General features: G+C 70.2%; 16 protein-coding genes. 14 read left to right on the top strand and 2 right to left on the bottom strand.

All coding sequences use genetic code 11. The annotated features are described in order from the left end of the window. The 10 genes from ACFVYA_RS15685 to ACFVYA_RS15640 all read left to right on the top strand — a co-directional run bounded on the left by ACFVYA_RS15685 (position 1) and on the right by ACFVYA_RS15640 (position 9,422). Positions 1-852: an MlaE family ABC transporter permease gene (locus tag ACFVYA_RS15685; RefSeq protein ID WP_387045512.1), complete on the top strand. Its 852-nt coding sequence runs from the start codon at positions 1-3 to the stop codon at positions 850-852. Then, the gene (locus tag ACFVYA_RS15680) at positions 849-2,123 is read left to right on the top strand and encodes an MCE family protein (protein ID WP_387045510.1); all 1,275 of its coding nucleotides are present in this window, start codon (positions 849-851) and stop codon (positions 2,121-2,123) included. Before ACFVYA_RS15685 ends, ACFVYA_RS15680 begins: the two co-directional genes overlap by 4 nt. Next, positions 2,120-3,124, top strand: coding sequence for an MCE family protein (locus ACFVYA_RS15675; protein ID WP_387045507.1), 1,005 nt, complete (start codon positions 2,120-2,122; stop codon positions 3,122-3,124). Before ACFVYA_RS15680 ends, ACFVYA_RS15675 begins: the two co-directional genes overlap by 4 nt. Further along, positions 3,121-4,113: an MCE family protein gene (locus ACFVYA_RS15670; RefSeq protein WP_285989078.1), complete on the top strand. Its 993-nt coding sequence runs from the start codon at positions 3,121-3,123 to the stop codon at positions 4,111-4,113. The genes ACFVYA_RS15675 and ACFVYA_RS15670 overlap by 4 nt, the downstream gene beginning before the upstream one ends. After that, entirely contained in the window at positions 4,110-5,144 is a 1,035-nt protein-coding gene (locus tag ACFVYA_RS15665; RefSeq protein WP_285989077.1) for an MCE family protein, read from the top strand. Before ACFVYA_RS15670 ends, ACFVYA_RS15665 begins: the two co-directional genes overlap by 4 nt. Continuing rightward, positions 5,141-6,229, top strand: a complete 1,089-nt coding sequence (locus tag ACFVYA_RS15660) for an MCE family protein (RefSeq protein ID WP_387045505.1) — start codon at positions 5,141-5,143, stop codon at positions 6,227-6,229. Before ACFVYA_RS15665 ends, ACFVYA_RS15660 begins: the two co-directional genes overlap by 4 nt. Further along, positions 6,229-7,437, top strand: coding sequence for an MlaD family protein (locus ACFVYA_RS15655; RefSeq protein ID WP_387045503.1), 1,209 nt, complete (start codon positions 6,229-6,231; stop codon positions 7,435-7,437). Before ACFVYA_RS15660 ends, ACFVYA_RS15655 begins: the two co-directional genes overlap by 1 nt. Next, positions 7,425-7,928: a hypothetical protein gene (locus tag ACFVYA_RS15650; RefSeq protein ID WP_285989076.1), complete on the top strand. Its 504-nt coding sequence runs from the start codon at positions 7,425-7,427 to the stop codon at positions 7,926-7,928. Before ACFVYA_RS15655 ends, ACFVYA_RS15650 begins: the two co-directional genes overlap by 13 nt. Further along, a complete protein-coding gene (locus tag ACFVYA_RS15645) occupies positions 7,925-8,698 on the top strand; it encodes a hypothetical protein (protein WP_387045502.1) in 774 nt (257 codons plus the stop codon). Before ACFVYA_RS15650 ends, ACFVYA_RS15645 begins: the two co-directional genes overlap by 4 nt. Before the next feature lie 79 nt (positions 8,699-8,777). Beyond that, positions 8,778-9,422: a hypothetical protein gene (locus ACFVYA_RS15640; protein WP_387045501.1), complete on the top strand. Its 645-nt coding sequence runs from the start codon at positions 8,778-8,780 to the stop codon at positions 9,420-9,422. A gap of 39 nt (positions 9,423-9,461) precedes the next feature. Here ACFVYA_RS15640 and ACFVYA_RS15635 read toward each other — a convergent pair whose 3' ends face one another. Further along, positions 9,462-10,358, bottom strand: a complete 897-nt coding sequence (locus tag ACFVYA_RS15635; protein ID WP_387045500.1) for an RCC1 domain-containing protein — start codon at positions 10,356-10,358, stop codon at positions 9,462-9,464. A 422-nt stretch (positions 10,359-10,780) separates the two neighbouring features. Here ACFVYA_RS15635 and ACFVYA_RS15630 point away from each other — a divergent pair, with 422 nt between their 5' ends. The 4 genes from ACFVYA_RS15630 to ACFVYA_RS15615 all read left to right on the top strand — a co-directional run bounded on the left by ACFVYA_RS15630 (position 10,781) and on the right by ACFVYA_RS15615 (position 14,192). Continuing rightward, a complete protein-coding gene (locus ACFVYA_RS15630; protein ID WP_285989072.1) occupies positions 10,781-11,419 on the top strand; it encodes a DUF6801 domain-containing protein in 639 nt (212 codons plus the stop codon). A gap of 80 nt (positions 11,420-11,499) precedes the next feature. Further along, positions 11,500-12,939, top strand: a complete 1,440-nt coding sequence (locus ACFVYA_RS15625; protein ID WP_387045498.1) for a DUF6801 domain-containing protein — start codon at positions 11,500-11,502, stop codon at positions 12,937-12,939. A gap of 19 nt (positions 12,940-12,958) precedes the next feature. After that, positions 12,959-13,540, top strand: a complete 582-nt coding sequence (locus tag ACFVYA_RS15620; protein WP_387045496.1) for a DUF6801 domain-containing protein — start codon at positions 12,959-12,961, stop codon at positions 13,538-13,540. A 40-nt stretch (positions 13,541-13,580) separates the two neighbouring features. Continuing rightward, positions 13,581-14,192, top strand: a complete 612-nt coding sequence (locus tag ACFVYA_RS15615; protein WP_387045494.1) for a DUF6801 domain-containing protein — start codon at positions 13,581-13,583, stop codon at positions 14,190-14,192. A 29-nt stretch (positions 14,193-14,221) separates the two neighbouring features. Here ACFVYA_RS15615 and ACFVYA_RS15610 read toward each other — a convergent pair whose 3' ends face one another. Continuing rightward, on the bottom strand, positions 14,222-14,620 hold the full coding sequence (locus tag ACFVYA_RS15610) for a hypothetical protein (protein WP_387045492.1): 399 nt from the start codon (positions 14,618-14,620) through the stop codon (positions 14,222-14,224). Between the last annotated feature and the right edge of the window lie 12 nt (positions 14,621-14,632).

Here is a 14,632-nt window from a genome sequence, read left to right as displayed (position 1 = left end):
GTGACGACCACGGAAGTCCCGAGAACAGCACGGGTACGCGAGGCCGTCGACCGCCGGTTCGGGTTCCTCGACACCCTCGGCGACCAGATCCTCTTCTTCATCCGCGCGATCGCGTGGACGCCGCGGGCCCTGCGCCGCTACCTGCGCGAGGTCGTCCGCCTGCTGGCCGAGGTCAGCTTCGGCAGCGGCGCGCTGGCCGTCATCGGCGGCACGATCGGCGTGATGATCGGGATGACCGTGGCCACCGGCACGGTCGTCGGGCTCCAGGGCTACTCCGCGCTGAACCAGGTCGGGACGTCGGCGTTCGCCGGGTTCGTTTCCGCCTACTTCAACACGCGCGAGATCGCGCCGCTGGTGAGCGGGCTCGCGCTGAGCGCGACCGTCGGCTGCGGCTTCACCGCGCAACTGGGTGCGATGCGGATCTCCGAGGAGATCGACGCCCTCGAGGTCATGGGCATCCCCAGCGTCCCGTACCTGGTGACGACCCGGGTGATCGCCGGCTTCCTCGCCGTCATCCCGCTGTACGCGATCGGGCTGCTGTCGAGCTACCTCGCCTCGCGCGAGGTCACCGTGCTGTTCTTCGGCCAGTCCGCGGGCACCTACGACCACTACTTCCTGCTGTTCCTGCCCCCCGGCGACGTGCTGTGGTCGTTCGGGAAGGTCCTGGTGTTCAGCGTCGTGGTGGTCCTGGCGCACTGCTACTACGGCTTCCGCGCGAGCGGCGGCCCGGCCGGCGTCGGCGTCGCGGTGGGCCGCGCGGTGCGCACCGCGATCGTCGCGATCAGCGTCATCGACTTCTTCCTGTCCCTGGCGATCTGGGGCGCGACGACGACCGTGCAGGTGGCCGGATGAGACGCGATACCCGCCGCAAGGCCGGGGTCCGCACCGCCGGGGTGCTGTTCCTCGTGGTGATGGGCGTGCTGGTGACCCTCTCCATCAAGGTGTACGACAAGGACTTCGTCACCACGGTCCCGGTGACGCTCAAGGCGAGCCGCATCGGCAACCAGCTCTCGCCGGGCGGCCAGGTCAAGGCCCGCGGCGTGCTCGTCGGGGAGATCCGCGACGTCCGGGCGACGCCGCAGGGCGCCGAGATAGCGCTTGCTCTCGAACCGGGCAAGGTCGACATGCTGCCCCGCAACGTCTCCGCGCTGCTCGTCCCGAAGACGCTGTTCGGCGAGCGGTACGTCCAGCTGTCCATCCCGGACGGCGGGCGGGCCCCGCACCTGGTCGCCGGCGACGTCATCGAGCAGGACCATTCGGCGAACGCGGTCGAGCTGGAACGGGTCTTCGACAACCTGCTGCCGGTGCTCCAGGCGGTCCAGCCGCAGAAGCTGGCGACGACGCTGACCGCGGTTTCGACGGCCCTGGAGGGACGCGGCGAGCAGCTCGGGAAGACGATCGACACCGCCGCGGACTACCTGAAGGACTTCAACCCCGACCTCCCGCAACTGACCTCGGACCTCCGGGACCTCGCCGGGGTTTCCCGGCTCTACGGCGACATCGCGCCCGACCTCCTGGACGCCCTCACCGACTCCGCGGTCACGCTCGGCACGGTCAAGGAGAAGCAGGCCGACCTGGCCGGGGTGTACCAGCAGGTGACGTCGTCGTCCCAGGAGGTCGCCACCTTCCTGGCCAACAACCGGGACAACCTCATCTCCCTGGCCGCCGACAGCCGCGCGCCGCTGGAGGTCGCGGCGAAGTACTCCCCCAGCTTCGCCTGCACGATCGGCTCGCTCAACGCACTGAGGAAATCCATGGACAAGGTGCTCGGCGCGGGCACGCACGAACCGGGCTTCCACGCCGAGGTCGCGATCGTCCCCGACAGCGGCAAGTACCTGCCCGGCCGGGACGACCCGCGCTTCACCGGCGGCGGCGAGCCGCGGTGCTACCCCTCCGGCGTCTCGCCGACGATCGGCACCGCCGCGGCCGCCCCGGGGACCACCGGGCACCCGCTGCTCACCGGCGGCCAGGGTGACCTCGGGGTCGCGAACTCGCCGCAGGAGCAGCAACTGCTGTCCACGCTGGTCGCCCCGTCGATCGGGGTGCCGACGGCCGAGGTCCCGGCCTGGAGCAGCGTGCTCGTCGGGCCGCTCTACCGCGGCACGGAGGTGACGCTCAAGTGAGGAACATCGCCGCCCCGCTGATCAAGAGCCTCGTCTTCATCGCCGTCACGGCGCTGGCGACGATGCTGCTGGCCATCTCCATCACGAACTCCGGCGTCGGCTCCGCCGAGCGCTACACGGCCAAGTTCCTCGACGCCACCTCGCTCAACGTCGGCGACGACGTGCGCATCTCCGGGGTCCGCGTTGGCCAGGTCGAGTCCCTGGAGATCGGCGACCGCAACCGGGCGGTGGTCGGGTTCTCCCTCGACCAGGGCCGGCGGCTGCCGGCCGACGTCCGCGCGGTCATCAAGTACCGCAACATGGTCGGGCAGCGGTACGTCGCCCTCGAACGGGGGAACACCGCCACCCGGGAGCAACTGCCCGTAGGCGCGGAGATCCCGCTGGACCGCACGACTCCCGCCCTGGACCTCACCGACCTCTTCAACGGCTTCAAACCGCTGTTCCAGGCGCTGTCGCCGAAGGACGTCAACGAGCTCTCCGGCGAGATCGTCCAGGTGCTGCAGGGCGAAGGCGGCACCGTCGAGAGCCTGCTGCAGCACACCGGTTCGCTGACCACCACCCTCGCCGGGCGCGACAAGGTGATCGGCGAGGTGATCGGCAACCTCAACGACGTGCTCAAGACCGTCAACGGCAAGGGCGACGCGCTGGCGAACCTCGTCTCGACCCTGCGGCAGCTGGTGTCCGGGCTGGCGGGCGACCGGGCCGCGATCGGCGACGCGATCAGCGGGATCGGCGCGCTGACCGAGTCCACCGCCGGGCTGTTCGAGCAGGCCCGCCCGCCGCTGAAGGACAGCATCGCCGGCCTGAAGGACGTCGCCGGGACACTGGCCCAGAACCAGTCCGATGTGGACAGTTTCCTGACCAACCTGCCGGTGAAGTTCAACGAGATCGGCCGGGCCGCCACCTACGGCTCGTGGATGAACTTCTTCCTCTGCCGCGCCACGCTCGAAGCCACGCCCCCGCGCGGAGTGCGGACCACCACGCCGAGGTGCGAATCGTGAAGTCCTTCAAGGAGCGCAACCCGCTCGTCCTCGGCGTGCTCGGCAGTGTCGCGCTGGCCGCGCTGCTCACCGTCACGTTCAACTACGACAACCTCCCGATCGTCGGCGGCGGCACCACGTACGAGGCCGAGTTCTCCGAAGCCGCCGGCCTGCAGTCCGACGACGAGGTCCGGATCGCCGGCATCAAGGTCGGCGAGGTCCGCCGTGTGCAGCTGGCCGACGACCACGTCCTCGTCTCCTTCCGGGTCAAGAACGCCTGGATCGGCGACCGCACGTCCGCCGAGATCAAGATCAAGACGTTGCTGGGCCGCAAGTTCCTCGCGCTGAACCCCACGGGCGACGCCGTCCAGGACCCGGACCGGCCCATCCCGCGGACCCGGACGGTCACGCCCTACGACGTCACCGACGCCTTCAACGGCCTCGCCGACACCGTGGGCGCGATCGACACCAAGCAGCTCGCGGACAGCTTCACCACGTTGTCGGACACCTTCCGCAACTCCCCCGAACACGTCCGCAGCGCGCTCGACGGGCTGTCCCAGCTGTCCAAGACGGTCTCCAGCCGCGACAGCCAGATCGCCGAGCTGCTGGCCAACGCCCGGAAGCTGACCACGACGCTGGCGAACTCCAACGAGGACTTCGAGAAGCTGATCGGCGACGGCAACCTGCTGCTCACCGAGCTGAACAGCCGCCGCGACGCGATCCGGGACCTGCTGGACGGCTCGGCGCGGCTGGCCGGCCAGCTCAGCGGGCTGGTGCGGGACAACACCGACGCGCTCAAGCCGGCCCTGCAGTCGCTCAACCAGGTCACCGACCTGCTCAAGCGGCAGAACGACAACCTCAGCAGGGGCCTGCAGCTGGCCGGCCCGTACTTCCGGGTGCTCACCAACACGACCGGCAACGGCCGCTGGATCGACGCCTACCTCTGCGGGCTGCTGCCCGAGAACCACGACCCCTGCACCCCGCCGAAGAACCCGGGAGGGGCCAAGTGAGCGTGCTGACCACAACCCGCGCCGGCGTACTGGCGAGCCGTTTCGTCGCCGCCGCCCTGCTGCTCGCCCTCGTCGTCACGGCCGCCCTGTGGTGGGTGTTCTCCGGCTCGGGGCAGCACCACGTCACGGCGTTCTTCAGCCGCGCGGTCGGCGTCTACCCCGGTTCGGACGTGCGCGTGCTCGGCGTCCGGATCGGCCAGGTCGACCAGGTCGCCCCGCGCGGCGAGCAGGTGCAGGTGGACATGAGCATCGACGGCTCGGTCGGCGTCGCCGAGGACACCACGCTCCTGGTGATCGCGCCCAGCGTCGTCGCCGACCGCTACCTGCAGTTCGCCAAGCCGGCCCGCGGCGGGCCGCGGCTGCCGGACGGCGCGACGATCCCGATCCAGCGGACGGCCACCCCGGTGGAGCTCGACCAGCTCTACGCCAGCCTCGACACGATCTCGAAGGCGCTCGGCCCGAACGGCGCCAACTCCCAGGGCGCGCTGTCGGACCTGCTGAAGACCGGCGCGCAGAACCTGCAGGGCAACGGCCGCACGGTCAACGACAGCATCCGCAACTTCGCCCAGCTGGCCCGCACGCTGGCCGGCAACTCGAGCGACCTCTTCGGCACGGTCAGCGAACTGCAGCAGTTCACCACCATGCTGGCCACCAACGACAGCCAGGTGAGCAACGTCAACCAGCAGCTGGCCCAGATCTCCGGCACCCTCGCCGCCAACAGCGGCGAGCTGGCGCAGGCCCTCGACGGCCTCGGCCGCGCGCTCGCGGACGTCCAGGGCTTCATCCGCGACAACCGCGGCGCGCTCAAGGCCAATGTGGACAACCTGGTGACGACGACGCGGACCCTCGTCGAGCAGCGCGCGTCGCTGGCCGAAACGCTCGACGACGTCCCGCTCGCGGTGACCAACGTGCTCAACGCGGTCGACCCGGCCACCGGGCAGCTGCGCGGCCGCGGCAACTTCGACTACTACCTCCAGCCACTGCCGTTGCCGGTCACCGGTGATGTCTACACGAACGGAGGCGGGCGATGAAGCGCATGCTCGCCGTCGTCACCATCGGGTGCCTGACGCTCGCCGGCTGCTCGTCGGGGGAGTTCAGGGGCGTCTACGACCTGCCCCTGCCCGGCGGCGCCGACGTCGGCGCCCACCCGTACTCGGTGACCGTGCAGTTCGCCGACGTGCTCGACCTCGTGCCGCAGGCCGCGGTGAAGGTCGGGGACGTCCCGGTGGGCCGGGTGCGGGAAGTCCGGCTGGGCGGCGACGGCTGGACGGCCGAAACGGTGCTCGAAGTCAACGGCGACGTCGTGCTGCCCGCCAACGCGGTCGCGCGGCTGCGCCAGTCCAGCCTCCTCGGCGAGAAGTTCGTCGAGCTGGCCCCGCCGGACGGCGACGCGAAACCCGCCGGGACACCGCGGCTGGCGAACGGCGCCACGATCACCCTGGACCGCACCAACCGCAACCCCGAGTTCGAAGAGATCTTCGGCGCCCTGTCCCTGCTGCTCAACGGCGGCGGGATCGGGCAGCTGCAGACGATCAACCGGGAACTGTCGAAGGTGATGGACGGCAACGAAGACCAGATCCGGTCGTTCCTGTCCGGGGTGAACACCCTGGTGACCGACCTGGACGCGCACCGCTCGGACATCACCGAAGCGCTCGACGGGCTGAACCGGCTGTCGACCACGCTGGCGAACCGCCACGAGCAGGTCTCCGGCGCGCTGACCGACCTCACGCCGGGGTTGCAGACGCTGACCGACCAGCGCACCCAGCTCGTCTCGATGCTGCAGTCGCTGGACCGGCTCTCCACGGTGGCGACCGACGTCGTCGACCGCACCCGTGACGACATGGTCGCCGACCTGCGTGCGCTGGCGCCGATCCTGGGCCAGCTGGCCGCGGCCGGGGAGAACCTGCCGCAGTCGCTGCAGATGCTGCCGACGTTCCCGTTCCCGGACTCGGTGCTCGGCGCGGTGAAGGGCGACTACGTCAACGCCTTCGTCTCGATGATCCCGGCACCCGGGGCGCCGCTGCCCCCGCTCAACGAGGGTGTCCCGACGTCGGGCCTGCCGATCTTCCCCCCGCTGCCGAGCAGCACCACCTCGGTCCCCTCCGGAGGCCGCTGATGCTGAGCCGCAGAATACGCGTCCAGGTCGTCCTGTTCATCGTGATCGCGCTGGCCACGACGGCGTTCGTCGGCGCCAACTACGCCGGGCTCGGCCGGCTGTTCGGGTCGGGCAGCTACACGGTGAAGCTCGAGCTCGCCGAAGGCGGCGGGCTGTTCACCAACGGCGAGGTGACCTACCGCGGTGTCGCCGTCGGCCGGGTCGGCGAGCTGCGGCTCACCGTCACCGGGATGGAGGCGGACCTGCTGATCGACGACGCGGCCCCGCCCATCCCGGCGGACTCGCGGGCCGTGGTGGCGAACCGCTCGGCGGTCGGCGAGCAGTACGTCGACCTGCAGCCGCGCACGGCCGACGCGCCCTACCTCGACGGCAGTTCGGTGATCCGGCGCGAGTCGACGACGCTGCCGCTGCCGGTGAACAGCCTGCTGACGGACCTGGACTCGTTCACCGCGTCGGTGCCGACCCAGGACCTGCGCACGGTGGTGAACGAGCTCGACGACGCCCTGCGCGGCAGCGGCCCGGACCTCCAGGCGCTGATGGACTCGGCGACGACGTTCACGCAGGAGGCGAGCAGCCACCTGCCGCAGACGTCGAAGCTGATCGGCGACGGCGCGACGGTGCTGCGCACCCAGCTCGGGTCTTCGGCGGAGTGGCGTTCGTTCAGCAGCAACGCCCGCGTCTTCGCCCAGCAGCTGGCCAGTTCCGACGGCGACCTGCGGCGGCTGATCGCGGCCGCCCCGCCGGCGGCGTCCGAGCTGGGCGGGCTGCTCAAGGAGAACGACCCCGGCCTGCCGATCCTGCTGGCCAACCTGCTGACGACGTCCCGGGTGTTCGCCACCCGCACCGCGGCGGAGGAGCAGTTCCTCGTCGACACCCCGAAGGCGGTGGCGGCGGTGGGTTCGGCGCTGAACGACTCCGGCGACGCGCTGAAGATGGGGCTGGCGCTGAACTTCAACAGCCCGCCGCCGTGCCTGCAGGGGTACGAGCAGACGCCGCACCGGCCGAGCACGGACCTCTCGCCGATGCCGTTCAACACCGACGCGGCCTGCACGCTGCCGTACGGGAACGAAAGCTCGGTGCGCGGCGCGCAGAACGCGCCGCACCCGCCGGCCCCGGCCCCGGCGCTGCCGGGCGGGCTGACCGGTCCCCTCGGCCTCGGCACGCAGGCGACGGCGACGAGCCTGGAGGAGATGCTGTGGCTGCGGTGAAGGTCGCTTCGGTGGTGCTGGCCGCGTCGGCGGCCGTGTTCGCGGGCTGGTCGGGGTATTCCTGGTACTCGGCGGCCCACGCGTCTTCGGTGACGTACGGGGTGGCCCGCGACGAGGCACTGGCCACCGGCCGCACGCTGGTGGCCGAGCTGAACACGCTGGACTACCACGACGTGAACGGCGGCCTTGGCAAGTGGCTGTCGGCCTCGACGGGACCGCTGCACGACCAGCTGGCCCGCACGGACGAGACGGTGAAGAAGACCCTGGCGTCGAACGCGACGGTGGCCACGGGCCGCGTGGTGGACGCGGCGCTGAGCGAGCTGGACGAACACGCGGGCACGGCGAAGATGCTGGCCTCGGTGGAGATCACGATGGCCAAGCAGGGAACGGCCCCGGCGGTCAAGCGCAACCGCTTCGCGGCGGCGCTGAGCCGGACGCCGGACGGGTGGAAGCTGAGCGCGCTGGACCAGCTGCCGGTGGGTGCCCGATGAGCCGCGCGAAGACGGCCGTGGACGAGCCGGCCGAAACCGACGCTGCTGCCACTGACGCCGTTGGCGCAAACACCGCCGAGGGCGACGCGGCCGCTGCCTCCCCCGCGGACCACGCGGACCACGCGGCCGAGCCCGAAGCCGCCGAAGCCGACCAGGCCGAAGCCGGACCCGAAGCCGAAGCTGACCAGGCCGAAGCCGAAGCCGCCGAGGCAGCCCCGACCGAAACCGACTCCGCGACCGAAGCCGAGCCCGCCAGGCCCCGGCCCGCCTGGCGCCGCCTCCCCGTCCTCCTCCTCGCCGCCGCCGTCGTCCTGACCGGGGCCGGTGCCTGGTTCACCCTCGAAGCCCGCGCCGCCGCGAACACTCCCGCCGCCGCGAACCTGGCTCTCACCGACGTCGCCGCCACCGCCGATGTCAGCTCCGCCGTCAGCCTCGCCGTCAACCGGATCTTCTCCTATTCCTACGACCGGACCGACGTCACCGAAAAGGCCGCCGCCGCCGTGCTGCGCGGGTCGGCCAAGGATTCCTACGACAAGCTCTTCGCCGAAGTCCGGCGCAAGGCGCCGGAGCAGAAACTCGTGCTCACTTCGCGTGTTTCCGCCATCGCCGTTCAGGAACTGAAGAATGGCCACGCGCGGTTACTCGTCTTTCTCGATCAATCAGCCGTCCGGGCCGACAACAATGCGACCGACAGTGCCGCGGCGCAGCTTTCCGTGACCGCGGAGCACACCACCGGCGGCTGGGTCATCACCGAGCTCGAAGCCCGCTGACCCGGCCCACCGCAATACCGCACGTAACCGTTTCCGGGAGCACCCGGAAACGGCCGGGAAACGCACAAGGAGGACAACCATGTCCGTGGCAACGAAGCTGAAGAGACTGGCCGTGCTCACGTCGGCGGCGACCGTGGCGATGACCGTGGTCACCGCGACCCCGGCGTCGGCCGAGGTCATCCCGTTCCCGGTCTCCTTCGCGGTGACCGGCAACACGGTGGTGAAGAAGACCGGCAGCACCATGAACCTCGGCCCCGGCACTCTGGCCGGCAACCTGCTCGTCAACGACGAGACCGGCGAAGTCGGCCTCAGCGCGGACCTGAGCCTGCCGCCGTCCCAGGCGAACATCTCGCTGGTTTCGGGCCTGTTCAAGATCAAGGCGACGGTGAAGGTGATCCCGCTCGGCCCCGCCACCGGCACCCTGGCCGACTCCACGCTGACCACGCACGCCAAGGCCAACATGGAGATCAGCAACATCTGGGTCGGCCTGCTCTCGCCGGTCATCCCGCTGCCCACGGTGCCGGGTGCCTGCAAGACGAAGACCCCGATCGACCTGAACCTGGTGGCGAAGGACATCGACATCTTCTCGCCGATCACGATCTCGGCCGACTACACGATCCCGGAATTCACCAACTGCTGGGTCGCCGACCTCGCGCTCGGCGCCCTGGTTTCCGGGCCGGGCAACACGATCAACCTCACCCTGACCCCCAACACCACGAGCTGACCCACCGGGTGGCGGGCGCACCGCCCGCCACCCGCCCGCTCAGCACGGCGCGTTGGGATCTTCCTTCAGCCCGAAGCTGTCGCTGTCCCCGGCCGAAACCGCGAAGACCGGCCCGCACGGGAGCGGGTCCGGAATGGTCTCGCCGACGATGTTCGAACCCCACGCGATGATGTCGCCATTGGCCTTGAAGGCCAGGTTGTGGTTGGCCCCGGCATCGATGCCCACGACGTCCGACAGGGCCGCATCGGGGACGGTCGCCTGACCGTAGTTGTTGCGGCCCCACGCGTAGACGCGGCCGTCCTTCAAGGCCAGGCTGTGCTGGAACCCGGCGGACACCGCGGTGACACCCGACGACAGGGCCGCCGGCACGGTCGTCTGCCCGTAGACGTTGCTCCCCCACGCCAGCACGCCGCCGTTTTTGATCACCACGTTGTGGTCGCCACCGGCGGCGATCGCGGTCACGCCGGACTGCGCGGCCGCCGGCACGTCGGTCCGGCTGCCCCAGCTCACCACCTGACCGCTCTGCTTGAGGGCCAGGCTGTGCATGTAGGACGTCGAGATCGCCGTGACGCCGCTGGTCACCGAGGCGGGCAGGTCGGTCTGGCCGTACCAGTCGTTGCCCCACGCCAGGACCGTGCCGTTCTTGAGCGCGAGCTCGTGCCCCCAGCCCGACGCGATCTGGCCGACCCCGGACAACGCCGCGGCGGGCACTTCGTTGGCGCCCCAGTTGTTCGCGCCCCACGCGAGGACCGCCCCGCCCTTCAAGGCGAGCACGGTCGTGGTGCCCGCCGACACGGCGGTGACCCCGGTCAGCGCCTCCGCCGGGGGAGCGGTGACGCCGAAGTCCGGCTTCCCCCAGGCGATCACCCCGCCCACGGTGGCCGCGGACGCCGGCGACGCACAGAGCGACAGGGCCATCGCCGCCGAGACCGTCAATACGGCTCCCCTGAGCGATACCCGTTCACAACGTGAAGTAAGTGGCACGGTAGCCTCCTTTCTCGCGTTTCGTTATCCCGGATTGCTTCGGCAAGATCGTGAATGGTAGACCGTTCTCGGCACCGTTCGGCCACGCGGTGGTTCTTTGTCAAGATCCGATGAAACCACCGCCGGTCCTGCGCGGGCGCGAACAAGAAACCCGAGCCGCCTCGGCGCGGCGGACTGACGATGCCACAAAGTCTTGTTCCGTAATGAACTCACGAGTAGCCTCATTCCCGGCAGATGGACCTCCACCTCGCACGTCGGTGAATTCACGTCCCGCCGCTCGGGGCAATGGGGGCGGGCGAACGTGATCGGAGAGCAACGACGGCGAGCAATCGATCAGCCAAAGCCGAGACTGTACTGAATCAAAGGAGATGGGTATGTCCCGACTCAGCAGGCTGTCCGCCGGAATCGCGACCACCGCTACCGCCGTCGGCGCCATCGCGGTGCTGACCGCCGGCACCGCGGCCGCCGCCACGGTCACCTACACCGCCGGCGGTACCACGCCCCTGACCTACACCTGCACCTTCCCCGGCGTCTCGCCGCAGCCGGTCCTCGTCACGTCGCACCTGGACGCCGAGGACTCCGTCGCGGCGGGCGGCACCCTCACCCCGGCCAACGTGGGCGGCGCCGCGACGATCAGCGCCGGTGTCCACGCGCTGCTCACCGCGGTCGGCTACGACGGCATCCGCGGCACCGCCACGGTGCCGGTGACGGCGGCGTCCGGCACCCTGTCGCAGCCGGCAGCCACCGGGCTGGAAATTCCAGAGGTCATCTACCCGGCCGGCGGCGCGATCACGGTGAACATCTCGCAGGTCGAGACCTCGAGCGTCCCGACCTACACCGCTCCGGCGGAGGCGGGCACCGACACCCTGTCGATGGGCAACACGGTCACGGCGAGCCTCGAGTTCCACAAGAAGTCGAACAACACCTGGACGCCGTGGACGATGAACTGCACCCTGAAGGTCACCAACCCGGCGCAGAACACCGCGTTCAGCCCGAGCATCACCGTCTCCTGACCGGGTTTCCCGGTGCGGGCCCCTCGCCGGGTCCGCACCGGGATCTTCCGTCTCCGCTTCCGAACACACCAGGGAAACCGATGCCCCGTCGAGTCCGGCCCCGCTCCGTCACGGTGACCGCGCTGGCGGCCGCCGGCCTGCTGTCCGCGGCGAACGGCGCACTGACCGGGGTCGGTTCGGCCGCTCCCGCGCCCGAGGCCCCGCCGGAGAAGACGGCGACGGCGTCGGTCTCGGTGACCTGTCCCTTCGCCGATCCGCTCGGCTCGCGCAAGCTCACCGTCGCGACGTCGGCGACCCTGCCCAGCCAAGCGAAGACGGGCACCTCGGCGACGATCAGCAAGTACTCGGTGCAGTTGAGCCTCCCCCGCGACGTCGCGCTGTCGCTCCTGCCCGCCGGCGCCACGGCCGGTTCGGTGCAGGGCGCGATGCAGCTCGACCTCACGGTGCACCAGGGCGAACGCTCGGACAAGATCCCGGTCCCCCTCACCGTGGCCCCGACGCCCCTGCCGGAAACCGGCGACGTCAATCTCACCGCCACCGGTGACGTGCCGGAGATCGCGATCAACACCATCGGCGCCGTCATCTTCGACGTCACCGCGCCGACGCTCGCGCTGGCCGCCGTCCCCGCGCCCGACGCGGCCGCCACTCCCGCCGCTCCCGACGCGCCGGCCACGCCCGCCGCCGCCCAGCCGGCGCCGCCGGTCGCGTGCACCCTGGACGCCGATCAGCAGGCGACGCTGGGCACGATCCTCGTCCAGCCGACGGCGACGCCGGGTCCCGAGCAGAAGGCCGCTCTCGGTGCGGCAGCCGCGCAGGAAGACGAACCCCCACCCGCGAACGAATACACCGTGCCGCTCGGCCTCATCACCATCTTCACGAAGTCGACCATCAAGAGGCTGGGCGCGACCGTCGTGTCCGACCCCGCCCTCCTGATCAACGGGTTCTTCTCGGTGGACCTCGACACCGGCGAGTCCCGGGTGTCCGGGTCGGCCGTGTTCAAGCCGGCGACCACCACGTTCCTCGCCTTCGGGTTCGTGCCGGTGACGGCGACCGTCGAGTTCCTGCCGGAGGACTACCTCAACAGCAAGATGATCGAAATCGGCGGCGGGCTGTACACCGGCGACGACGGCGAGATCTGGCTGAGCACCAAGCTGAACGTGAAGGGCCGGGTGAGTGGCGTGAAGATCAACGGCGTCCCGGTCGACGTCGGCCCCGACTGCGTGACGAAAGACCCCATCACCCTCAATGTCAGCGGTCATTACGACCCCTTCACCACCGGCCACATCCAGGACCCGAACTTCGAGCTGCCCGAATTCCGTGACTGCGGCTCCGGCAGCCAGGACCTCACCCCGCTGCTCTCCGGCATGAGCAAGGGCAAGGGCAACGAGGCCAAAATCGACACCTACAACCTGAACGGGTGCACCGAGCCCGACCACACCAAGTGCCCGCCCGACACCCTCCCGCCCAAGCAGGGCTCGCAGGCTGCGGCGGCGCAGAAGGCGGCCGCGAAACCGAGGTAAACCGAATCGAGGGGGAGCCATGAGGATCGGAACGGCGCTCGCAGCAGCGTTGCTCGTCACGGGCGTGGCAGCGGGAACGGCGGCCGCGGCGACGGTCACGATACAGACCGGCATGTTGACCTACACCTGCGCGTTCCCCGGCTTCGCACCACAAGCCACGTCCCTGACCGCCCAGCTGGACGTCACCGATCCCCACCCCGGGCAGCCGTTCACGGTGCTGCCCTCGGCGACGCACGTCTTGCCGAGCACCTTGCGCGCGCTGCTGCGCGGCGCCGGCTACGACGCGATCCGCGGCTCGTTCGGCGGCTCGTTCACCGTCTCGAACGCGACTCCCCCCACCGGGACGATCAGCGGCGACTTCCCGGAGCAGCCCATCGGCACGACGGGCCCGATCACGCTCCCGGCGGCCGGGCCGATCCAGACGTTCACCGCGGGCTTCGACAGCACGCTCGCGTTCGCGATGGGCACGGGCTTCAGCGAAGGGCTCCAGCTCCACCGGGCGTCGACCGGAACCTGGGTCGTGTGGTCGGTGAACTGCACGCTGAAGGTGACCAACCCGGCCCAGAACCCGGCGTTCCAGCCGGTCATCGTGATCACCTGACAGCGCAACATCCATTGTGGACATTCGAAGGGGAGTCGAAGTGTTCCTGCGCGTCCTCACCACTGTTTCGTGCGCCGCCGCGATGGCGGTGGCCATGGCCGGCCCGGCATCCGCCGCGACCGTCACCTACCAGACCGGTCCGGTGCTCAACGCCTGCACCCTGCTCCCGGGGGTCACCCCGCAACCCGGGACCATGACAACCCGGTTCGACGCCCCGGACTCCGTCGCCTCGGGCACCACGATCACGCCGGCCGGTGTGGGTGGTGGCGTGCGGTTCGAAGCGGGTCCGCACGCGATCTTGACCGCCTACGGCTACGACGGCTTCCGCGGCCACGTCGACCTGGGCCTGGCGGCGACCGGCGCGACGCTCTCCGGGCCGACGGTCACCGGGCTGACCGTGCCCGAGCAGATCTATCCGGCCGGTGGCGCCTTCGAGGTGCTGTTCGAGCAGGGGCCGGGCGCGGTGGTGCCGTCCCTGACCGCGGGCGCGCCCGGCACGGCCACGGTCAAGGTCACCACCACGGCCACCTTCACCCTCGAGGTCCACCGGAAGGCGGACGGTGTGTGGAACCCGTGGACCATGACGTGCAACGTCAAGGTGACGAACCCGCCGCAGAACCCGGCGTTCAGCCCGTCGATCCCGGTGACCTGACGGGCGAAGTCCAGTGTGGATGGGAGGCCTCACCGGCCGGTGCGTTCCGCCTTCATTTCGGCGATCACCGCCTGGATGGTCGCCTTGAGGGCCATGAGGCGATCCTCCCAGGTTCCTTCGGTCCCCTCATCGAGGTTCCGCCACGCTTCGTAGACCCGGCGCGTACGCTGGTTCATCTCGGTGAGATGCCTCCCCAGTTCCCGCGGGTCCAGGTTCGTGCCTTTCGTCGCACCGACCCAAATGTTGAACAGCTCGGACTCGCTGATGAACTGTCCTGCGAGGATGTTGAAGTCGTTGCCGAGAGTGCCCCGCGACAACATCCTGATGGCGAGGTTGATGTCCACCGACGAGACCGGCCGCCGCAGCCCTTCGGGCGCATCCCAGTGCTCCGCGTCCTCGATCCACTCCCATCCCGGTGGCACCGGCATGCTCATTCCTTC

The sequence above is a fragment of the Amycolatopsis sp. NPDC058278 genome (assembly GCF_042881395.1).
GTDB lineage: Bacteria > Actinomycetota > Actinomycetes > Mycobacteriales > Pseudonocardiaceae > Amycolatopsis.
This window is presented reverse-complemented; position numbering and strand designations above follow the sequence as displayed.

Excerpts from the sequence above, each read along its gene's own strand:
- ACFVYA_RS15680 (WP_387045510.1), top strand. The coding sequence starts at position 849 with ATGAGACGCGATACCCGCCGCAAGGCCGGGGTCCGCACCGCCGGGGTG.
- ACFVYA_RS15660 (WP_387045505.1), top strand. The coding sequence starts at position 5,141 with ATGAAGCGCATGCTCGCCGTCGTCACCATCGGGTGCCTGACGCTCGCC.
- ACFVYA_RS15655 (WP_387045503.1), top strand. The coding sequence starts at position 6,229 with ATGCTGAGCCGCAGAATACGCGTCCAGGTCGTCCTGTTCATCGTGATC.
- ACFVYA_RS15645 (WP_387045502.1), top strand. The coding sequence starts at position 7,925 with ATGAGCCGCGCGAAGACGGCCGTGGACGAGCCGGCCGAAACCGACGCT.
- ACFVYA_RS15640 (WP_387045501.1), top strand. The coding sequence starts at position 8,778 with ATGTCCGTGGCAACGAAGCTGAAGAGACTGGCCGTGCTCACGTCGGCG.
- ACFVYA_RS15630 (WP_285989072.1), top strand. The coding sequence starts at position 10,781 with ATGTCCCGACTCAGCAGGCTGTCCGCCGGAATCGCGACCACCGCTACC.
- ACFVYA_RS15625 (WP_387045498.1), top strand. The coding sequence starts at position 11,500 with ATGCCCCGTCGAGTCCGGCCCCGCTCCGTCACGGTGACCGCGCTGGCG.
- ACFVYA_RS15620 (WP_387045496.1), top strand. The coding sequence starts at position 12,959 with ATGAGGATCGGAACGGCGCTCGCAGCAGCGTTGCTCGTCACGGGCGTG.
- ACFVYA_RS15610 (WP_387045492.1), bottom strand. The coding sequence starts at position 14,620 with ATGCCGGTGCCACCGGGATGGGAGTGGATCGAGGACGCGGAGCACTGG.